Here is a 21,312-nt window from a genome sequence, read left to right as displayed (position 1 = left end):
AAGAGGGTGTCCAGGTCTTGCGTCACAACACGATCTTGGACACCCTCCCTTCGTACCCAAGACATCGACCCCTGACATCGGAACTACTCGTCTAGCGTCAGCGGGTGGAGCACATCCGAGACGACCCTGAGGAGGGGCGATGGACAGCGTGGTCCACTTCGAGGTGCCGTACGACGACGCCGAGCGTGCACACGGCTTCTACCGCGAGGCCTTCGGCTGGCAGCTGGCGACGATGCCCGGCATGGGATACACCCTGGCCACCACCACGCCGACCGGCGAGGACGGCCGGCCCGGGGAGGCCGGCGGCATCAACGGCGGCATGCTGGCCCGGCAGGGCGTGATCACCGCGCCGGTGATCACCATCGGCGTCGAGGACCTCGACGACAGCCTGGCGCGGGTCGAGAAGCTCGGCGGCAGGGTGGAGATCGGCCGGCAACCGGTGGGTGACATGGGTTTCGCGGCGTACGTCCGCGACACCGAGGGCAATCTCATCGGGCTCTGGCAGAACGCCTAGCTAGAGCTCGCCGGCCCAGGCGAGGACGCGGTCCACGTCGGCGCGGGTCCAGCCGAGCGCCGAGTCGACGGGCACCAGCAGCGTCGGCGCGGAGCGCCCGGCGGCCCAGCGCCGCCCGGCCGCGGTGTGGTTGTCGTCGATCCAGGCGGCCGGGCGGTCCCCGGCCGCCCGGGCGATGGCGGGCACCTTGTCCTCGGGCGGGAACGGCAGCGGCGGGAACGGCACGACCGGGAAGGGGCCCACGCCGAGCACGGGCGCGAACAGGGTGTTCGCGTCCTCGCCCCAGGCGGTGGCCCAGTGCAGGTCGCCGGCCGCGGCCAGCTCCTTGATCCAGGCGCCGTGCGCGGGGCAGTAGCGTTCCGGGCCCTCACCCGGGTAGAACTCGCGCTCGAGGTAGCCGTCGGGGCAGGTGGTCGCGCCGAACGGGTTCAGCACGCCGTCGAGGTCCAGCAGCATCACGGGTCGGGTCACGGGCTGATTATTTCTCGCGTCGATGCCGGGGACGCGGCGGCCGTGCCGGAATCCGTACACGATCCGAACATCGGCGGCGGCGCGGCGCGGGCAGAATGGGCGGGTGAGCGACGCACCCGCCAAGGGGCTCGTCCTGATCGTCGAGGACGAGCGCCCCATCGCCGACCTCGTGCGGATGTATCTGACCCGCGACGGCTTCGGCGTGCACGTCGAGCACGACGGGGCCGCCGGGCTGGCCGCCGCCCGCCGGCTGCGGCCGGTCGCGTGCGTGCTCGACATCGCCCTGCCCGGGATGGAGGGCACCGAGATCTGCCGGCGGATGCGGGCCGAGGGCGACTGGACCCCCGTCGTCTTCCTCACCGCCCGCGACGACGAGGTGGACCGGATCCTCGGCCTCGAGCTCGGCGGCGACGACTACCTGACCAAGCCGTTCAGCCCGCGCGAGCTGGTCGCGCGGGTGCGGGCCCTGCTGCGCCGGGCCGCGGGGCCGCCCGACGGGGAACGGGTACGCACCCTGGGCCCGGTCTCGCTCGACCCCGGCCGCCGCCTGGTCACCGTCCACGGTGCTCCGCTGGCGCTCACCCCGACCGAGTTCGACCTGCTCGGTCACCTGTTGAACCGGCCCGGCCGGGTGTTCACCCGCGAGGAGCTGCTGGCCGGCGTCTGGGGGTACGCGGCGCACGCCGGCACCCGTACGGTGGACGTGCACGTCGCCCAGGTCCGCGCCAAGCTGGGCGCCGCCGCCGGCCTGATCCGCACCGTGCGCGGGGTCGGCTACACCGCCGATGCGTAGGTTCTTCGCGACCCTGGCCGGGCGTACCGTGCTGGTCACCGCCGCCACCGCGGTCGTCGCCGTGATCATCACCGCGCTGGTGGCCCTGCCGATCGCGGTCCGTTCCGCCAACAACGCCGCCCGCGCCGAGCTGGTCGAGAAGTCGGCCCTGGCGGTGGAGCTGCTCGCCACCGAGCGCCCGGCCGCCCGCGAGCGGATCGCCGGGCGGCTGCGGCAGGACGGCATCGACGTCTACCTGATCCGGCGCGGCGTGGTCGACCGTCCCGGCCTGCCCGAGCGGGTGATCACCCAGGTGGCGTCCGGCGCCGTCGTGGACACCCGGGGCGTGGTCGCCGGCCGGGCCGCGCTGATCGCCGGCCGCCCGCTGCGCGGCAACGACAGCGGGGTCGTGCTCACCCGCGAGGCCGTCTCCGGCACCGCCGCCCGGGTCCTCAGCGGGGTCTGGTTCGCCCTGCTCGCCGGGCTGATCGGCGGGGTGGGCGCCGGGGCGCTGCTCGCCCACTTCACCGCTCGTCCGCTGCGGCAGGCGGCGCTGGCGGCCGGCCGGCTCTCCGCCGGCGACCGCTCCGTACGCCTCGCCGTGCGGCCCCCGGCCGAGGCCGCCGAGCTGGCCGAGGCGCTCAACCGGCTCGGGGCCGCGCTGCAGATCAGCGAGGGCCGGGAGCGCGACTTCCTGCTGTCGGTCTCGCACGAGCTGCGCACCCCGCTCGCCACCCTCCGCGGGTACGCCGAGGCGCTGGCCGACGGCGTGGTCTCCGGCGACGGCACCGCCCGGGCCGGGGCGACGATGCTCGCCGAGGCGGACCGGCTCGACCGGCTCATCTCCGACCTGCTCGTCCTGTCCCGGCTGGAGGCGGCGGACCTGCCCGTCACGCTCGCCGAGGTCGACCTGGCCGGGCTCGTCGCGGCGGCCGGCGAGGCGTGGGCGCCGCGCTGCGAACCGGACGGGCCGCGGCTCTCCGTCGACCTGCCGGGCGGCCCGGTGCCGGTCGAGACCGATCCCGGCCGGATCCGCCAGGTGGTCGACGGGCTCTGCGAGAACGCCCTGCGGGTGATCCCGGCCGGCGCGCCCCTGGTCCTGGCCGTACGGGCCGGCGAGCGCGGCGGCGTCGTGGAGGTCCGCGACGGCGGTCCGGGGCTGACCGACGACGACCTCGCGGTGGCGTTCCAGCGGGGCGCGCTCCAGCAGCGCTACCGGCACGTCCGCAAGACCGGCAGCGGTCTCGGGCTGGCCCTGGCCGCGCGGCTGGTGGCCCGGCTCGGCGGGACGATCGAGGCCGGTCACGCCCCGGAGGGCGGGGCGATGTTCACCGTGACGCTCCCTTACCCAACCCGAACATCGCGCTGATCGGGCCCGTGCACGCCGCGCGGAGGCTCGGGGCATGACACGAACCCGTATCGCGCTGAACCTGACCACGCTGGGCCTGGCCGGTCTGCTGGGACTGACGGGCTGCGGCGGTGCCGGTGCACCGTCCGCGGCGCCGGCCGGAACCGCGGCGGACGCCACCGTTCTCGCCGGCTTCACCGACGAGCTCTCCGCGCTGACCGCCACCGGCCTCGAGGACGATCCCGCCCCGGCCACGTCGGCGCGGCCCGGCCACCACCGGGCCCGCAAGTACCTGCGGAAGAACACGCTGCACGGCGAGGTGACCGTGCAGGGCAAGGACGGCGTCCGGACGATCGCCGTGCAGCGCGGCACCGTCACCGCGGTGGACGCGACGTCCGTCACGGTCAAGTCGTCCGACGGCGTCACCTGGACGTGGGCCTTCGGCGACAAGATCAAGATCGTGCGCGACCGTACGGCCGTGCAGCCCACCGCGCTCAAGGCCGGTGACGAGGCCGGGCTGGCGGGGCGCCGCGACGGTGACCGTACGGTGGCCCGCCTGATCAGGCTGAAGTAGGCACCGATGGGTTCAGGGCCCGCGTCCGGGTGAGCGGACGCGGGCCCTGCCCCGCCCCCTCAGTGAAGACCGGTCACTGCAGAATCGCCCCCATCGGCGACAGCAGCAGCTTGCCGAACGCCTCGGCGGTGCGGTCGAGCCGCCCGCGCTCGCGGCCCACGGCCTGCAGATCGTGGCGTACGGCCCACAGCTTCTGCGCGTTGCGCCAGGCCACGTTGCGCGTGTAGTCCACCAGCTCGCCCTGCCACCAGTCGTCGAGGTCGCCGTTCATCATGTCGATGAGCAACTGCCACTTCTCCAGGAAGCCGCGCCGCAGGCCGGGGATCTGCTCGGCGAAGATCTCGTTGATCTGCAGGTAGTCGCGGTGCTGGTCGCTGTCGTCCACCGGGTCGCAGCCCTGATGGTCGAACGTGGTGACCAGCGCGAACGGCAGGTCGTAGTTGATGTGCGCGTTGACGCCGGCGGCGGCCGACGGCAGCGGGCGGGCGTCCGGCCCGGGGATGCGGTGGAACAGCACCGCCCAGGCCCGGGGACAGCCGGCGCTCATGTCCGACCACTGCCGCAGCGCGTCGAAGTAGCGGGCGGCGAACTCCACGTCGAGCCGGGCGAGGAACGCGGGATCGGCGAACCGGCCGGCGAACAGGCGCTCCAGCACGCTCGTGGTGATCGTCAGGTAGAGCTTGTTGAAGTCGGCGAGCGGGTTGCTGCCCAGCAGCGGAGGCACCCGCTCCAGCACGTCCTGCAGCTTCTCGAGCTGGTCGACCACGGCCGGGACGTCGTCGGGGTGGCCCGACAGCACGTCGGCCATCTCCCGTTGGGCGGGGCCCCAGACGGACGACTCGGTGATCATCGGATCCTCCACAGGCGGACTTCACGGCGGAGGCCCTCCAGCACCGCCCGGCGACGCCGGCCGCCGGGCGGTGCTCCCCCGAACGAGAGTCAGCTTGGCATCGGGGGACTACGCGGGGATCGGTAGAACGACGTATCTCTGCTACGTAGATAACGGAATGGTCACGCCGCGCGGAGGAAGACCCGGCTCGCCTGCACCCGGGTACGCACCTGGAGCTTGTCGAAGATGTGCCCCACGTGCACGCCGACCGTGCGCTCGCTGATGAACAGCGCCTGGCCGATCTCGCGGTTGGTCAGCCCCTCCGCCACCGCGGCCAGCACCTCGCGCTCGCGGTCGGTCAGCATCTCCAGGCCGTCACCCGTGGGCGCGGCGGGCGTGACGTCCTCGTCGCCGGTCAGCGCGACCCGGGCCCGCGCGGCCACCTGGGTCACCTCGGCCGCGAACGGCTTCGCACCCATCGCGCGCGCGGTCTCGTACGCCTCCCGGATGGCCGTCGTGGCCGCGGCCCGCCGGGTGCGACGGCTGAACGACGCCTCCGCCTGCCGCAGCCGCGAGTACGCCGCCGGGTAGGGCTGCTTGCGCCGGTCCCACGCCTGCGCCGCCCGGGCCCAGAGGTCGGGGTCGTTGCGTTGCTCGATGCGGCTCAGCTCGGCCGTGCACAGGTCCAGGTAGCCGTCGACGACCGCCCGCACCGGCGGGGCGGCGTTCCCGGCGCCGCGGACCATCCGCTCGACCACCGCCTGCAACCGCCGCACCGCGCCCGGATCGACCGGGACCTCCCCGCCGGCCTGCGCCTCGGCCTCGGCGCGCAGGCCGTGCCAGGCCAGCACCCCGAGCAGGACCAGGTCGTCGGAGCGGGTCTCGGTCAGGCCGCGTTGCACCGCGGCGCGCGCCTCGGCGTGCCGGCCCTGCCACATGGCGAGCCCGGCGCGCAGCGTGAGCATCGGCAGCACGTGCCGGGCGCCACCGCCGGCCAGGATGGTGGCGACCGCGTCCAGATCCCGGTCGGCGGCCTCGACGTCGCCGAAACCGACCCAGAGGCGGCACCGGGACAGCAGGATCTCGACCGCGTCCGCGCCGGACGGCCGATGCCGCATGGCGTCGTCGAGCACCTGCGCCGACTCGGCCCACTGGCCGGCCCGGAAGAGCCCGTTGGCCGCGATCGCCAGCAGCCGTGTCTGGTATGTGCGGCCCTGTCCCATCGCGGCCAGCTTCTCCGCGCCCCGGCGGGCGACGAGCACGCCCTCCTCGACGTTGTTGAGCGGCCCGGTGAGCAGCTCGGCCAGGTGCAGGTACGCACACCCCACGTCGTCCGGGTGCCCGGCGCGCTCGGCGATCTCCACCGCCTGGCGGATGACCGCGAGCCCGGCGTCCGGATCCTCCCGGAAGGCGAGGCTGAAGCCGAGCGCGGCGCTGGCGCGTACCAGGTCGGCGGTCGAGCCGTCGGCGCGTTCGGCCAGCTCCAGGGCGTCCCGGGCGCGGACCCCGGCGTCGGCGTACCGGCCGAGGTGCACGAGCAGCTCGGCCAGGTTGGCGGCGGCGCTCGCCTTCTCGGCGGGGCTGCACTCGGGGGCGGCCAGGGCGCGCTCGTACTCGATCTCGGCGGCCGGGGTGCGCCCCGCCGCGGCCAGGTAGCGGGCCCGGCGCAGGTGCAGCTCGCACACGCCGGGGCCGTCCGGGCGGGCGGCGAGCTGCTCCAGCGTGGTGAGGGCGCGCTGGTGCTCCCCGCAGCGGTGGGCGGACTCGGCGGTGTGCCCCAGCAGCTCCGTACGCTCCGGCCAGTCGTCCGAGGTCAGGGTGAGGGCCAGCGCCCAGTAGCGGTACGCCTCCGCGAAGCCGTACAGGCTCTCGGCGGCACGGGCGGCCGCGATGACCGACGGCAGCGCGCGGATCGGCTCGCCGGCCTGCTGCCAGTGGTGCGCCAGCCGGGCATGGTCCGGCTCGCCCGGGACGGCGTCGATGGCCTCGGCGTAGCGGCGGTGCCGCGCGGCGTGCTCGGCGGGCAGGACCTCGTGCTCGAGCACCTCGGCGACCACCCGGTGCCGCAGCCGGTAGCCGTCCGCCGCGCTGGTCACGAACCGGTGCGCGACCGCGGCCCGGACCGCCTCGATCAGCTCCGCCTCGGGCAGCGGCAGCACCCGCGCCAGCAGGGCGTGCTCGACCGGCTCGACGCCCGCGGCCACCGCGTGCACCACGTCGTGGGCGTGCTGCGGCAGCTCGTCGACCCGGGACAGGAAGATCTCGCGCAGCGTGTCGGACAGCTCCACCCGGCCGTCGCGCAGGTCCCGGGCGAGCTCCTCGGCCACGAACGGGTTGCCGCCGCTGCGCTTGAAGACCCGGTCCGCGTCCTCGGGCGCGACGTCGTCGCCGGCGATCGCGCGGACCAGCTCGGCGGTCGCGTCCTGGTCGAGCGGGGCCAGGTCGATGACGCGTACGGACCGCAGCCGGCGCAACTCCGCCAGGACCCGCCGCAGCGGGTGGGCGCCGTGCAGGGACTCGGAGCGGACCGCGGCCAGCACCGACAGGCTGATCTCGCCGAGGCCCGCGAGCAGGTAGAGCAGCATCTGCCGGGTGCTGCGGTCGGCCCACTGGAGGTCGTCGAGGACCAGCAGCAGCCGGCGGCCCCGGGCCAGCGAGCGCAGCTCCCGGGAGACCCGTTCGAGCAGGGCGCCGGCGCCGTCCTGGGCGGGGTCGGCCGGGCCGGGACCGGGCTGGACGCCGGCGTGGCGCAGGGCCTGCAGCACCGGGTGCAGCGGGGAGGCGTCGCCGATGTCGAGGCACGCGCCGTTGAGCACGGCGGCGCCGGCCGCCCGCATCGCGTCCGCGGTCTCCCGCAGCAGGCGGCTCTTGCCGACGCCGCTCTCCCCGGTGACGAACACCGCGGCGGTGCCGCCGGCACCGGCGGCGAGCAGGTCGGCCTGGACAGACGTCAGGATGTCGGTACGCCCGGCAAGCGGCGCCTCATCCACCTCGCTGGCCATGCGTGGCAGCCTAGTGGGAACAGCGCTATGCCGTTCTCGTCGGTTCGGACTGTTCTGCGTCACAAATAACCGACGACACGGCAGCTGTCATAGATACGTCATTCTGCGGATCCGCTGTCTTGTCCCGGGCTGGCACCGTTCTCCTCGCCAACGCAGCGAAGGGAGCGTGGGACATGAACACGGTGTCCGCCGACGTGCGGTGCCGCAGACAGACGGTGACGGTGCTGTTCGTCGACATCGTCGGTTTCACCAGTCTGGTCGATGACCTCGACTGTGCTGACGTGCGGGATCTCCAGGTCGACTACTTCCGGACCGTCTCGGCGGTGGTCCGGGCCGCGGGCGGGGTGGTCGAGAAGTTCATCGGCGACGCGGTCATGGCGGTCTTCGGCGCGGACGGCCCCCGGGCCGGCTCGCCGGAGGAGGCCGGCCGTGCCGCCGCGGCGGCCGTACGGGCCGGGCTCGACGTCCAGGATGCGCTGCGGGGGCGCCTCCTGGCCGGCCGGTTCCCGGTACGGACCCGGGTGGGACTCGCCACCGGGGACGCCATCGTCGACCTCGACGCCGCCCGCGACGGCGGCTACGGGATGGTGAGCGGGAGCGTCGTGGCCACCGCCGCGCGGCTGCAGGCGTACGCGCCGCACGACACGGTGGTGGTGTGTGCCGCGACGCAGGACGCCTCGGAGCACGCGGTGGCGTACCAGGAGATGCCGCCGGTCTCGGTGGCCGGCAAGGCCGCACCGGTCGCGCTGTGGCGTGCGCTGCACCCGCAGGCCGTGCCCGCCGCGGCCCGGACCCTCCAGGCGTGCGGCTGAGCGCTCCGCCGCCCGCGGTAATCCTTCAGCTCGCCGGGGGCGAGCCGATAGAGGCATCGTGGGTGCCTCGCCTTCCGTTCCGGCCGAACCGGCCGCGGTGCAGTCCGAGCTCGGCGATGCCGCCGGGCTCGAAGTGCTGGCCGAGCTCGGCCGGGGCGCGCAGGCGGTGGTGTACCGGGTCCGCCGCGAGGGCACCGACTACGCCCTGAAGATGCTGCGGGACGAGCCCCGGCCCGAGGACCTGCGGGCGTTCCACCGCCAGGCCGCGCTGCTGGCCGCCATCGACAGCCCGAACCTGCCCCGGGTGCACAGGACGGGGGAGGCCGGCGGGCGCCCGTACGCGATCATGGACCTGGTCGAGGGAGAGTCCCTGGCCCGGCGGCTGCTGCGCGGCCCGGTCCGCGAGCGGCACGCGATCTCGATCGCGGCCGACGTCGCCGCGGCCCTGCGCGCGGCGCACGAGCACGACCTCGTGCACCGCGACGTCAAGCCGGAGAACATCATGATCACCGGCACCGGGGCGGCCTGCCTGGTCGACTTCGGCTTCGCCGCGGCCACCGCCGGCGCCGGCCTCGGCCCGGACGACGCCGTCGCCGGCACGCTCACCTACAGCGCGCCCGAGCAGTCCGGCATGCTCAACCGCCCGGTCGACAACCGCTCCGACCTGTACGCCCTCGGCGCGGTGCTCTTCGAGTGCGTCACCGGCGCCCCGCCCTTCGCCGCCGACGACGTGGGCGAGCTGCTGCATCTGCACGCCACCGCGCCCGTACCGGATCCCCGGGCCCTGGCGCCCGGCCTCGGTGCCGTCTTCGCCGCGATCATCGTCCGGCTGCTGGCCAAGGACCCCGACGACCGCTACCTGAGCGCCGCGGGCCTGCTCGCCGACCTGCGCCGGCTCGGCGCCGACCCGGGTGCGGTCTTCGCCCTCGGCGAGGACGACGGGCCGGCGCTGCCGTTCGAGGTGCCGCTCACCGCTCGTGACGGCGAGTTCGCCACCCTGCGTGAATGCTGGACCGGCGCCACCTCGGGCCGGGGCACCCTGGTGTCGCTGCACGGCCCGGCCGGCTCGGGCAAGACCCGGCTCGCGGCGGAACTCGGTGCGCTGGTCGAGGCCGGCGGCGGCCTGGTGCTGCGCGGCGGCGCCTCCTCGTCCGACCGGCGGCCGATGGCGCCGCTGCGCGCGGCGGTGGACGCCTTCGTGAAGGAGCTGCTGCGCCGGCCGGGCGGACGGGCCGCCGCGGCGGTCACCCTGCGTGCTGCCGCGGGGCAGAGCGCGGGCCTGGTCACCAGCCTGTCGCCGGCGCTGGCGGACGTCCTCGGCGTGCCGCAGGTGCCCGGCGAGATCGGGCTGGACCGGCACGCCGCCGCGGTCGCCGACCTGCTGACCGGGCTCACCCGTACGGCCGGGCCGGTGCTGCTGCACCTCGACGACGCGCAGTGGTTCGACGACGGGACCGTCCGGGTGCTCGAGCAGCTCGCGGCGGGCATCTCCGGGGTGCCGATGCTGGTCGTGACGACCGGGCGCGAGCCGGGGACGCCCGTACGCGCGGAGGCGTCCCGGACGACCGACATCTCCCTGCCGCCGCTGTCGACCGCGAACGTCGGTGCCCTGATCGAGGCGCTGTCCGCCGGGATGCGCGTCCCGGAGCGGGACGCCGCCGGCATCGCCATGCTGACCGGCGGCAACCCGTTCGTGACGCTCGCGTACGCCCGCGCCGTCATGGACGCCGGACTGCTGCGCCCGGCCTGGGGCACCTGGGAGGTCGACGCGGAGGGCGTCCGCGATCTGGCCCTGCCCTCCGACTCCGCCCAGCTCGTGCTGCGCCGGATGGGCACGCTCGACGCCGAGAGCCGCCGCCTGCTCGGGGTCGCCGCGGTGGTCGGCACGTCCTTCAGCCCCGGAATCGTCGCCGAGGCGGCCGGCGCCGACCGGCGGCGGGTGCTCGACGTGCTGTCCGACGCGGCCCGGCAGGGGCTGGTCGCGCAGTTCGACGGCGTGCACCGGTTCCCGCACGACAGCATCCGGGTGGCCCTGCTCGCCGACCTGGCCGAGGACGAGGTCCGCGACCTGCACCACCGGATCGCCGACGCCCTCGACAGCCGGCCCGACCCGGACGTGTACGCCCTCGCCCGGCACTGCGTCCTCGGCGACCCCGGCCGGGACCCCGCCCGGGTGCTGCGCACCTGCCGCGCCGCCGGGGCCCGGGCGCTCGCCGAGCACGCCCCGGACACCGCGCTGACCTACCTGGAGTACGCCCGCGACGCCGCCGGCACCGGCGGCCTCGACCTCGGCAGCGGGTTCAAGCAGCTGCTCGGCACGGCGTACCACCAGAACGGCCGCTTCGACGAGGCCCTGGCGACCCTCACCGAGGCGCTCGACGGGACCACCGACCGCATCGAGCGGGCCCACATCCACCTGCTGCTGGCCCGGGTCCACGAGAGCGGCTGGAACGGCGCCGCCCAGTTGCACGCCGTCGACGCGGGGCTCGCCGAGCTCGGCCGTACGCTTCCCGCCAACCCGGTCCTGCGCGTGCTCTCCTCGCTGTGGATGTTCCTGGCCGGCTGCTTCACCCGGGTCACCCGGCTCGGGTACGGCACCGCGAAGGGCGACCACCGGGACCTGCTGCGGCTCGAGACGACCCTCTACCACTTCGGCGCGTCGGGCAGCATCCGGACGCTGCGCCCGGTCCGTTCCCTGCTCTACGGCATGCGGATGGCGTACCCGATCAACCGGCTGGGCCGGTCGCCGGAGCGCGCCCGCGACCTGGTCGCGCTGACCATGGCCCTGCGCATGATGGGCTTCCAGCGGCTCTCCGACCGGATCATGGAGACCTCCTCCCGGGTCGCCGCGGAGCTCGGCGACCCGACGCTGGTCGCCCGGATCGACTGGATGACCGCCATCTCCGTGCACGGCAGCGGTGCCGACTCCGGCGAGCGGGTCCGCCGGGTGCTGATCGAACGCGACCGTTTCCTCGACGCCGGGCTGGTGCTCGACTGTTACGCGGTGCTCGGCTGGGACTGGCTGCTGCGCGGCGACATCACCGAGGCCGAGGCGGCCATCGCCGGCCGGCAGCGCTGGCTCGACGCCGGCGGGCACGCCGACCGCAGCGCCGTGGTCGCGGTGGACGCCGGCCTGCTGGCGATGCGCGGGCGCGCCGGCGAGGCGATCGCGGCGCTGAACCGGGCCATCCACACCACCCAGATCCACGAGGTGGTCGACATGATCACCGCGCGGATGCTGGCCGCCATCGAGCGCGACGACTTCGGCAGCGCCTTCGACGAGGCCGTCGCCGAGTTCGACCGGCTCGGGCTGCGCCCGGACGACGTGCTGCCGGCGCAGCACGCCTACTTCGTCTACCAGGCGTACGGGCGGCTGGAGCAGGCCCGCCGCGCCGCGCCCTCGGAGATCGTCCGGGCGCTGGCCGCGGCCGAGTCCGCCGTCGCGACGCTCGGGCGGGTCACCAAGCGGCCGGTGGTCGCCGCGCACCACCGGGTCGCGAAGGCGGCCCTCGCGCTGCTGAAGCCCGGGTACGCCGGAATGGCGCTGGACATCCTGGTCAAGGCCGAGACCGTGCTGCGCGCGGTGGACGCGCCGCTGCCGGCCTTCGAAGCCGCCCTGGTACGCGCCCGCGCGCTGACCCTGCTCGGCGTGCCGGGCGAGGCGGAGCGCCAGGCGCGGCTCGCCGCGGGCGTCGCCGAGGACCGCGGGTGGCCGCACCGGGCCCGCCGGGTCGCCGCGGAGTTCCGGCTCGACGCCGGGCGGCGCAACCGGGTGCCCGTCGTGGCCGCCCGGGGGCGCGCGGGGCAGCGCTGGGCCGCCCTGGAGCAGCTCAGCAACGCCGCGTCGCGGGTCATCGATCCCGACCGGCTCACCCGGGTGGCGCTCGACGAGACCGTACGCCTGCTCGGCGCCGAACGCGCCCTGCTCTTCCTGATGGACGCCGACAGCGGGGTGCTGGCGCCGTACGTCGGACGCGACGCGAGCGGTCACGATCTGGCCGAACTCGCCGGCTACAGCACCACCGTGGTGGACCGCGTACGCCACAGCCGCGAACCGCTCGTGGTCACCGGCACCGAGGAGGGTGCCGCGCTCGGCGCCGACAGCGTGGTGCAGTTCGGGCTGCGCAGCATCCTGGTCGCCCCGCTGGAACTCGACGACCGCCTGCTCGGCGTGGTCTACCTGGACAGCCGCGTCGCCAAGGGCGTCTTCACCGTCGACGACGCCGACGTGCTCACCGCCATCACCCACCACATCGCGGTCGGCCTGGAGACGGCCCGCGCCGCCCAGCTGGAGGTCGCGGTGGCCGCCGCCAACCGCCAGCGCGACCTCGCCGAGACGCTGCGCCGCGCGATGGCCCGGCTCAGCGGCACCCTGGACCCGGAACTGGTGCTGCGCCGGCTGCTGCTGACCGCGCGCCAGACGCCCGGCGGCGAGCGCGGCTGGCTGCTGCTCGGCACGTCCTCGTCGGACCGGATCACCGTGCTGGGCGGAACGTCCGGCACCGACAACCTGGCCCTCGCCGACCACCCCGCGGTGCGCGCGCTGCTGGAGAACCGGCAGGCCGACCTGATCTCGGGCACGCCGGCCTGGGCGTCCGCGCTGGGCGACTACCCCGGTGCGAGCTGGCTGACCGTCACCCTCGACGACCGGGAGGGCGCGCTGGGCGTGCTCGTGCTCGCCTCCGGGCGGCCGCAGGCGTACGCGGCCGCCGACCTGGGGGTGGCCGCCGCGCTGGTCGGGCAGGGGATGGTCGCGTACGACAACGCGCGGCTGTTCACCCGGATCACCGAGCTCGCCACCACCGACAGCCTCACCGGGGTGGCCAACCGGCGGCGGTTCTTCGAGCTCGCCGAGCGGTCGCTGGCCTCGGCGCGGCAGGCGGGCAGCCCGGTCACCGCGCTCATGATCGACATCGACCACTTCAAGCGCATCAATGACGCGTACGGCCACCAGACGGGTGACGACGTCATCCGTCAGGTCGTCGCGCGGCTGCTGGCCGGCCTCCCGCCGGACGGCCTGATCGCCCGGTACGGCGGCGAGGAGTTCGCCGTCCTGCTGCCCGGCGTCCGCGAGGACGGGCCCGCGCTCGCCGAGAAGCTGCGCTCGGCGATCGACGGCGCGCCGGTGGAGACGCGTACGGGGCCGATACCGGTGACGATCAGCGTCGGCCTCGCCCGCCTGCGCCCCTCGGACACCACCCCCGACGTCCTCCTCGGTCGCGCCGACGCCGGCCTGTACGCGGCCAAGCAGGGCGGCCGGAACCGTGTCATGGCTCACGACGAGTAGCTTTCGTCCCTTTCGCGCCCTCTCTGCCGGGGCATGCCCGGTCGGCCTCACGAAAGTCGTCGGACCTCCCCGGTAGGCTCGCCGCGTCGCTGACCGCCGCCACCGCCCGGGAGTAATAGCTCGTGACTGCGCAACCGGAGATCCTCTACGGGGCCGATGACCTCACGCACCTCGAGGGACTCGACGCCGTGCGCAAGCGCCCCGGCATGTACATCGGCTCGACCGACAGCCGCGGCGTCAACCACCTCGCCAACGAGATCATCGACAACGCCACCGACGAGGGCGTGGCCGGCCACGCCGAGCACGTCACGGTGATCCTGCACGCCGACGGCTCGGTCCAGGTCGACGACGACGGCCGCGGCATCCCCACCGACATCAACGCCAAGTCCGGCCTCAACGGCGTCGAACTGGTGCTCACCCGGCTGCACGCGGGCGGCAAGTTCGGCGGCTCCGGCTACAAGACCTCCGGCGGCCTGCACGGCGTCGGCGCGTCGGCGGTCAACGCGCTGTCGCTGCGCTTCGACGTCACCGTCAAGCGCGACGGCAAGGTCCACGAGCTCTCCTTCCAGCGCGGCGTCCCCGGCGTGTTCTCCGGCGACGGGCCGCAGGCGGCCTTCGAGAGCCAGTCCGGGCTGCGGGTCGCGCGCAGGATGAAGCGCGGCGAGCGTTCCGGCACCTCGATCCGCTACTGGTACGACGCCCGCTACTTCGAGACCGGCGCGCGCCTCGACGTCGACACCGTCCGGGCCAAGCTGCGCAACACCGCCTTCCTCGTCCCCGGCGTGGCGTACGTGCTGCGCGACCACACCGGCGAGGAGCCCGTCGAGGAGACGTTCCACTACCCGCACGGGCTCAGCGACATGGTGGAATTCCTCACCCCGGCCGCCGACAAGCCGGTCTCCGGCATCCTCCTGGTCAACGGCGAGGGCACCTACAAGGAGAACGCCGCCGACGCGAACGGCGTCATGCAGTCCAACGTCGAGCGCCGGGCCCACGTCGAGGTCGCGTTCCGCTGGGGCACGGGCTACGAGCGCACGGTGGAGTGCTTCACCAACACGATCCGCAACATGCACGGCGGCACCCATCGCAAGGGCTTCGAGCGGGCCATGGTGCGGGCCCTGAGCGAGGCCGTCCGCAATGCCCGTGGCCTGCTCAAACCCAAGGAGGACACGCCGGTCCTCGACGACTACCTGGAGGGCCTGACCGCGGTCATCCACGTCCGGGTGCCCGAGCCGCAGTTCACCTCGCAGACCAAGGACGAGCTCTCCACCGCGGGCATCACCCGGGTGCTGCAGGGCCTGGTCGAGCAGCACCTCAAGCAGTGGATCGACGACCGGCGCACCAAGAGCGAGGCCCGCACGGTCCTGCAGAAGGTCGTCGACGCCGCGCGCGTGCGGCTGACCCAGAAGCAGCAGAAGGACGCGGCGCGCCGCAAGACCGCCCTCGAGGGCGCCTCGATGCCGCCCAAGCTGGTCGACTGCCGCTCCACCGGCATCCACCGCAGCGAGCTCTACATCGTCGAGGGCGACAGCGCGCTCGGCACCGCCCGGATGGCCCGCAGCTCCGAATACCAGGCGCTGCTCCCGATCCGCGGCAAGATCCTCAACGTGCAGAAGGCGAGCCTCCAGCAGGTCCTCGACAACGCGGAGTGCTCGGCCATCGTCCAGGTGCTGGGGGCGGGCTCCGGGCGTACGTTCGACCTGAGCACGATGCGTTACGGCCGCGTCATGATCATGGCGGACGCGGATGTCGACGGCTCGCACATCCGCACGCTGCTGATCACGCTCTTCGCCAAGTACATGCGCCCGGTGATCGAGGCCGGCCGGCTGTTCGCGGCCATGCCCCCGCTGCACAAGGTGAGCACCAAGGGCCGCAGCACCGAGACCATCTACACGTACACGCAGCAGGAGATGGAGTCCACGGTCGCCAAGCTGGAACGCGCCGGCAAGACCGTCTCCAAGCCGGTGCCCCGGTTCAAGGGCCTCGGCGAGATGGACGCCGACGAGCTGTGGGACACCACCATGAACCCCGCCACCCGGACGGTCCGGCGGATCACCCTCGAGGACGTGGAGCGGGCCGAGAACACGCTCGAACTGCTGATGGGTGAGCGGGTCGAGCCGCGGAAGAACTGGCTGATCGAGGCCGCCGGCCGGATCGACCAGGCAACGATCGACGCCTGAGGGACGAGTCAACAGACATGGCACGCCGCAAGAACGAGCAGACCCGGGTGGACCTGTCGGCCTTCGACCAGGCCGGCGCCCACGTCATCGACAATCCTCTCACCACCGAGGTCGAGGACTCCTACCTGGAGTACGCGTATTCGGTCATCCACTCCCGCGCGCTGCCGGATGCCCGCGACGGCCTCAAGCCGGTGCACCGCCGCATCCTCTGGTCCATGCAGCAGCAGGGCTACCGCCCCGACCGCGCTTACGTGAAGTCGGCGCGGGTCGTCGGTGACGTGATGGGCCGCTACCACCCGCACGGCAACCTGGCCATCTACGACGCGATGGTGCGCCTGGCGCAGGACTTCTCGCTGAACGTCCCGCTGATCGACGGGCACGGCAACTTCGGGTCGCCGGACGACGGCCCCGCCGCCGAGCGGTACACCGAGTCCCGGATGTCGCGCGAGGCGATGCTGCTCGTCGGGGAGCTCGGCGAGGGCACGGTCGACTTCAAGCCGAACTACGACGGCTCCGAGCTGGAGCCCACGGTGCTGCCCGCGGCGTTCCCCAACCTGCTGGTCAACGGCACGTCGGGAATCGCGGTCGGGATGGCCACCAACATGATCCCGCACAACCTCGGCGAGGTCGTCGCGGCGGCGCGGCACCTGATCGGCGACCCGGAGGCGGACCTCGACGCGATCATGCGCTTCGTGCCCGGCCCCGACCTGCCCACCGGCGGGCAGCTGCTCGGGCTGGACGAGGTGCGGCGGGCGTACGAGACCGGCCGTGGCGTGGTCCGGATGCGCGCCCGCGCCCAGACCGGCCCGCTCGAGGGAGGCCGCGGCCGGCAGGCGATCACCATCGTGGAGCTTCCGTACGGCGTGGGCACCGAGAAGATCATCGAGGCGATCACCGACGAGGTGAAGGGCAAGCTCATCACCTCCGGCCCGCGCAAGGGTCAGCGGCAGGCCGCCCGGCTCCAGGGCATCGCCGACGTCAAGGACCTCACCGACCGCGAGCACGGCACCCGCCTCGTGATCGAGTGCAAGGTCGGCGTCAACCCCCAGGCGCTGCTCGCCGACCTCTACCGGCTCACGCCGCTGGAGACGTCGTTCGGGATCAACAACCTGGTCCTCGTCGACGGGCAGCCGCGTACCCTCGGGCTCAAGGCGCTCCTCGAGGTCTTCCTCGCCCACCGCTACGAGGTCGTCACGCGCCGGACCACGCACCGGCGCACCAAGCGGCAGGACCGGCTGCACCTCGTCGACGGCCTGCTCATCGCTCTGATCGACATCGACCGGGTGGTCGCGATCATCCGGGGCAGCGACGACGCGGCCGCGGCCAAGGCGGCCCTGATGAGCGAGTTCGGGCTCAGCGAGATCCAGGCCAACTACATCCTCGACACCCCGCTGCGGCGGCTCACCCGCTTCGACCGCCTCGAGCTGGAGACCGAGCAGCAGCGCCTCAACGAGGAGATCGCCGAGCTCTCCCGGATCCTCGACAACGAGGACGTCCTGCGCCAGGTCGTCTCCGACGAGCTCGCCGCCGTCGCCGACGAGTTCGCCTCGCCGCGACGCACCACGCTCATCGACGGCGACCTCAAGGAGGTGCTCGCCGCGTCCGCCCCGGCCGGTCCGCTGGAGGTCGCCGACGATCCCTGTCAGGTGATCCTCTCGGCCACGGGGCTCATCGCCCGTACGGCCGCGGAGAGCGAGGAGGCCACCGAGGCCCGCCGGCGCAGCGGCCGGGTCAAGCACGACGCCGTCCGCAACGTCGTGCACTCCACGGCCCGCGGCCGGGTGCTGCTCGTGACCAGCAGGGGCCGCGCGTTCAAGACGGACGTGCTGCCGCTGCCGGTGCTGCCCGAGCAGTCGGGCACGGTCTCGATCCGCGGCGGCATGTCCGCCTCGGAGCTGGTGCCCCTGGAGAAGGGTGAACGCGTCGTCGGCCTGGCCCCGCTGACCACGGACGACTCGCCGGGCCTCGCGCTCGGCACCCGCCACGGCGTGGTGAAGGTGTGCGCCCCGGAGTGGCCGGTGCGCTCGGACGAGTTCGAGGTCATCACCCTCAAGGACGGCGACGAGGTGGTCCAGGCGACCTGGCTCACCGACGGCGCCGAGTCGCTGGTGTTCGTCACCTCGGACGCGTCGCTGCTCCGCTTCCCGGCCACCCTCGTACGCCCCCAGGGCCTCAAGGGCGGCGGCATGGCCGGCATCAACCTCGGCGCGGGCGCGGAGGTCCTCTCCTTCAACGTGATCGACACCAAGGACCCCCAGCACGGCGAGCCCATGGTCGTGACCTCCACCGGCACCCAGGTCAAGGTGACCCCGTTCGCGGCGTACCCGGCCAAGGGCCGCGCCACGGGCGGCGTCCGGGTCCAGCGCTTCCTCAAGGGAGAGACCCGCCTGGCGGTAGCCTGGGCCGGCCCCCGCCCGGTCGGCGCCAGCAGCACCGGCGACCCGGTCGACCTCCCGGACCCGGACACCCGCCGCGACGGCTCCGGCGAGGCGGTCCTGATGGGCCCCCAGATCGTCGGCCACCTCATCGAACGCGGCTGACCTCCACCCCGGCCGGGGCCTGCCATCCCGGCCGGGTCCTGCCATCCCGGCCGGGGCCCGCTGTCCCGTCCCGGCCAGGGCGGAACCTCTACCCGCCGGGGTCGGCCGCGTCCGGCCGCCCCCGCTCCGGCCGCCCCCGCTCCGGCCGCCCCCGCTCCGGTCGGCCCCGGGCTCCGGTCGGCCCGGGGCTCCGGCCGCCCCCGGTCTCCGGCGCCTGGCGGACGGCTCCGGCCAGGCAGCTCGGGCCGGACGGGCCGTGGCGGGCACCTCCGGGCGGCTGGAGCCCGAGGGCGGCCGGAGCCGGGGCGGGTCACCAGATGGGGCGGACACGGCCCGGGGTGGACAGTCTGGACAGGTCCTGGCGCAGCGCCGCCAGCCGTTCCGGGCCCAGGGCCGTGGCCCACGGGCGCAGGACCTCGTCGGCGGCCTCGTCCGCGGCCCGGGTGCAGGCCCAGCCCCGGTCCGACAGGACGATCAGGCGGGCCCGGGCGTCGGCCGGGTGGGGGCGGCGTTCCACGTAGCCCTTCTTCGCCAGTTCGTCGACCATCTGGCTGGCCGCCTGCTTGGTGATGTCCAGGTGTTCCGCCAGCTGGACCACCGTCGCGCCGGTGCCGGCGAGGCGGGCGAAGGCGAAGCCGTGGGCGGGGCGGACGTCCGTGAAGCCCCGGGCCCGTACGCCGGCGTCGATTCTGTCCACGAGCGTGCGGGCCGCGCTGAGCAGGAGCACCGGCAGGTCGAGAAGGTCGCTTGGCACGGGGGACAGTTTGACACAACGGTCAGGCTGCTTGACTATATGGTCAAGGAGCTTGACTAGTTGGAGGTTCGGGATGTCAGTAGTTCGCGAAGCGGATGCCGTCGCGCATCGGCTGCACGGGGCAACGTTCCACTCGTTCGTGGCTCCGTCGCGGGGGAGCCGGGAGCTGTGTGCGTGGCGGCTGGAGGTGGCCGACGGGACCGTCGGGGTGCCGCACCGGGTCAGCCGGGAAGAGGTTCTCCTCCTGCTCACCGGGGAGGTGACCGCGACCATCGACGGCGAGGCCAGCACGGTGCGGGCGGGGGAGGCCGCGTTCGTGCCGGCCGGGGCGTCGTTCGCCCTCGACAACACGTCGGGCGGGCCGGCCACCGCGTGGGTGACCACCAGCGTCGGGTTGCGCGCCACCCTCGCCGACGGTTCGGAGATCAGCCCGCCGTGGGTCTCCTGATACGGAAACCGGGGAGCCGGCCCCGATCGGCCGGCCCCCGGGCGGGTCCTACTTGCAGAGCGCCGTGTCCAGCGCCGCGTCCACGTCCTTGGCCGCCTTCTCCGTCGTGATCAGCGACGTCACCGCCACGGTGGCGACCTTGCCGGAGGCCGTGATGCCGTCCACGGTCACGTAGCCGGGGGCGATGCCGCCGTGGGTCCACGCGAACCCGCCGCAGCTGAGCTTGAAGGTCGCGAGGCCCAGGCCGTACCGGGAACCGCCGACCGTGTCGAAGCCCGGCGCGTCCACCGTCTTCTTCATCTCCGCGAGCTGCGCCGGGGCGAGGAGCTTGCCGCCCAGCAGGCCGGCGAAGAAGCGGTTCAGGTCCGCGGGCGTACCGATGAGGCCGCCGGCCGACCATCCGGCCGAGGGCTCCGACCGGGTGATGTCGATCGCCGGCTTGCCGTCGACGGCGGGGAAGTAGCCGCGCGGGTGCGGGCCGCGGATGGTCCGCTCGCCCTCGCCCGGCCAGTAGGTGTCGCGCAGGCCCAGCGGTTCGATGATGCGCTTCGTGATCAGCTCGCCGATCGGGCGGCCGGACACCTTCTGCGCGACGAGGCCGGCGAGGATGTAGTTCGTGTTGCTGTAGACGAACTTCTCGCCCGGCTGCGACTCCGGCTCGGCGGCGAACGCCACGCGCAGCAGGTCGTCCGGCTCGTAGTAGGTGTCCAGGGCGTTCACGAAGTCCTTGAACAGCACCTCGTCGTAGTCCGGCAGGCCGCTCGTCTGCTGCAGCAGCTGCCGTACGGTGATCCGCCGGCCGTCGATGCCCTCGCCGCGGACGACCCCCGGCAGGTAGGTCTCGACCGGCTCGTCCAGGGCGATCTTGCCCTCGCCGACGAGCTGGAGCACGACGGTCGCGGTGAACATCTTGGTGTTGCTGGCGATCCGGACGCGGCCGTTCTCCGGGACCTTGGCCTTGGTGCGCAGATCCGAGACGCCCGCGGTGTAGGTGCGGGTCTTGCCGTTGCTCTCCCGCACGGAGGCGAGCACGCCGGGGAAGCCGTCATCGGCGACGAGGCCGTCGAGGCTGCGCTGCAGGGCGTCGCGGTGCTGTCCGTGGGCCGCGGCCGCCGCGAGCGCGGGGGCCGGCGCGGCACCGGCCGGGCCGGATGCGGGGGCGGCGCCGGCGGAGGCCAGGGCGGGCACGGCCAGGATGCCGGCGGCGGCCAGGCCGCCGAGGGTCGCGAGCGAGGCGGTCACCCGGCGGCGGCGCGGGGTGCGGCCGGGCGAGGTGCCGACGGTACGGTGCTGAGCCATGGGTTTCTCCTGCGGGACGCTGCGGTAACTGACCCGATCAGCATCTCCGGAACGGGGACCATGATCGATCCCCGCTCCTGGAAACCCTTGGTACAGCCTGCTGTACCCCGGACCGGCCTACTTCGACGGCTCCGGGATGTCGCACGTGATCTTCGGGTTGACGCCGAGCCAGTTCAGCGGGCCGGCGACCACGGTCACGATGACCGTGCCGGCCTCCGCGCAACTGGCGTCGCCGGTGTCCTTGAAGTAGCCGCGCTCGAACGCGGCGACGGCGCCGAGGACGAGCCAAATGATGACGAGAACGCCGCCTATCGATCCTGCGCGCATCGGGGGCTCCTAAACGAGGTGGGGGAGTGGCTCGCGGGATACCCCGTACCCGATGATCTCTACTGAGCTTCCGGAGTCGAGGTCACTCCTACGTCCACATCGCCGCTTTGGGTGATTCCTGCCGTTTCATGGCTGCTGTCTAGTTAGGGCATGCG

15 protein-coding genes are annotated in these 21,312 nt (G+C 73.9%); 9 read left to right on the top strand and 6 right to left on the bottom strand.

All coding sequences use genetic code 11. From position 1 onward, the window contains the following. Positions 1–139 precede the first annotated feature (139 nt). Positions 140–514 carry a VOC family protein gene (locus tag CLV70_RS37735; RefSeq protein ID WP_106131418.1) on the top strand — a complete coding sequence of 125 codons (375 nt, stop codon included), beginning with the start codon at positions 140–142 and terminating at the stop codon, positions 512–514. Here CLV70_RS37735 and CLV70_RS37730 read toward each other — a convergent pair whose 3' ends face one another. After that, positions 515–985: a hypothetical protein gene (locus tag CLV70_RS37730; protein WP_245908786.1), complete on the bottom strand. Its 471-nt coding sequence runs from the start codon at positions 983–985 to the stop codon at positions 515–517. Between the two features lie 103 nt (positions 986–1,088). Here CLV70_RS37730 and CLV70_RS37725 point away from each other — a divergent pair, with 103 nt between their 5' ends. Genes CLV70_RS37725 through CLV70_RS37715 form a run of 3 tightly spaced genes read left to right on the top strand, consistent with a single transcriptional unit; the run spans position 1,089 to position 3,679 of the window. Continuing rightward, positions 1,089–1,778: a response regulator transcription factor gene (locus tag CLV70_RS37725; RefSeq protein ID WP_281260535.1), complete on the top strand. Its 690-nt coding sequence runs from the start codon at positions 1,089–1,091 to the stop codon at positions 1,776–1,778. Further along, a complete protein-coding gene (locus CLV70_RS37720) occupies positions 1,771–3,126 on the top strand; it encodes a sensor histidine kinase (RefSeq protein WP_106131415.1) in 1,356 nt (451 codons plus the stop codon). Before CLV70_RS37725 ends, CLV70_RS37720 begins: the two co-directional genes overlap by 8 nt. 34 nt (positions 3,127–3,160) lie before the next feature. Beyond that, the gene (locus CLV70_RS37715) at positions 3,161–3,679 is read left to right on the top strand and encodes a hypothetical protein (protein WP_106131414.1); all 519 of its coding nucleotides are present in this window, start codon (positions 3,161–3,163) and stop codon (positions 3,677–3,679) included. A gap of 73 nt (positions 3,680–3,752) precedes the next feature. Here CLV70_RS37715 and CLV70_RS37710 read toward each other — a convergent pair whose 3' ends face one another. Beyond that, on the bottom strand, positions 3,753–4,529 hold the full coding sequence (locus tag CLV70_RS37710) for a DUF5995 family protein (RefSeq protein ID WP_211304047.1): 777 nt from the start codon (positions 4,527–4,529) through the stop codon (positions 3,753–3,755). Between the two features lie 161 nt (positions 4,530–4,690). After that, complete coding sequence (locus CLV70_RS37705; protein WP_106131413.1) at positions 4,691–7,510, bottom strand: helix-turn-helix transcriptional regulator; 2,820 nt, start codon at positions 7,508–7,510, stop codon at positions 4,691–4,693. Positions 7,511–7,683: 173 nt separating this feature from the next. On the opposite strand from CLV70_RS37705, the gene CLV70_RS37700 reads away from it, so the two are divergent. The 4 genes from CLV70_RS37700 (at position 7,684) to CLV70_RS37685 (ending at position 18,329) form a co-directional block, all read left to right on the top strand. After that, a complete protein-coding gene (locus tag CLV70_RS37700) occupies positions 7,684–8,322 on the top strand; it encodes an adenylate/guanylate cyclase domain-containing protein (protein ID WP_106131412.1) in 639 nt (212 codons plus the stop codon). 58 nt (positions 8,323–8,380) lie between these two features. Further along, the gene (locus CLV70_RS37695) at positions 8,381–13,609 is read left to right on the top strand and encodes a diguanylate cyclase (protein WP_158277934.1); all 5,229 of its coding nucleotides are present in this window, start codon (positions 8,381–8,383) and stop codon (positions 13,607–13,609) included. A 122-nt stretch (positions 13,610–13,731) separates the two neighbouring features. Next, complete coding sequence (locus tag CLV70_RS37690) at positions 13,732–15,789, top strand: DNA gyrase/topoisomerase IV subunit B (RefSeq protein WP_106131410.1); 2,058 nt, start codon at positions 13,732–13,734, stop codon at positions 15,787–15,789. A gap of 17 nt (positions 15,790–15,806) precedes the next feature. Beyond that, complete coding sequence (locus CLV70_RS37685) at positions 15,807–18,329, top strand: DNA gyrase/topoisomerase IV subunit A (RefSeq protein WP_106131409.1); 2,523 nt, start codon at positions 15,807–15,809, stop codon at positions 18,327–18,329. A gap of 310 nt (positions 18,330–18,639) precedes the next feature. Here the strand turns inward: CLV70_RS37685 and CLV70_RS37680 are convergent, their stop codons facing one another. Next, positions 18,640–19,083, bottom strand: coding sequence for a MarR family winged helix-turn-helix transcriptional regulator (locus CLV70_RS37680; protein ID WP_245908784.1), 444 nt, complete (start codon positions 19,081–19,083; stop codon positions 18,640–18,642). Positions 19,084–19,156: 73 nt separating this feature from the next. Here CLV70_RS37680 and CLV70_RS37675 point away from each other — a divergent pair, with 73 nt between their 5' ends. Beyond that, the gene (locus tag CLV70_RS37675; protein ID WP_106131408.1) at positions 19,157–19,531 is read left to right on the top strand and encodes a cupin domain-containing protein; all 375 of its coding nucleotides are present in this window, start codon (positions 19,157–19,159) and stop codon (positions 19,529–19,531) included. Positions 19,532–19,579: 48 nt separating this feature from the next. Here the strand turns inward: CLV70_RS37675 and CLV70_RS37670 are convergent, their stop codons facing one another. Both CLV70_RS37670 and CLV70_RS37665 read right to left on the bottom strand, forming a co-directional pair. Next, on the bottom strand, positions 19,580–20,830 hold the full coding sequence (locus tag CLV70_RS37670) for a serine hydrolase domain-containing protein (RefSeq protein WP_106131407.1): 1,251 nt from the start codon (positions 20,828–20,830) through the stop codon (positions 19,580–19,582). A gap of 117 nt (positions 20,831–20,947) precedes the next feature. After that, positions 20,948–21,157 carry a hypothetical protein gene (locus CLV70_RS37665; protein WP_106131406.1) on the bottom strand — a complete coding sequence of 70 codons (210 nt, stop codon included), beginning with the start codon at positions 21,155–21,157 and terminating at the stop codon, positions 20,948–20,950. Between the last annotated feature and the right edge of the window lie 155 nt (positions 21,158–21,312).

Source organism: Pseudosporangium ferrugineum, from assembly GCF_003002065.1.
In the GTDB taxonomy this organism is placed as follows: Bacteria; Actinomycetota; Actinomycetes; order Mycobacteriales; family Micromonosporaceae; genus Actinoplanes; species Actinoplanes ferrugineus_A.
The sequence above is the reverse complement of the archived record's forward strand: the minus strand, read 5'-3'. Positions and strand labels throughout refer to the sequence as shown.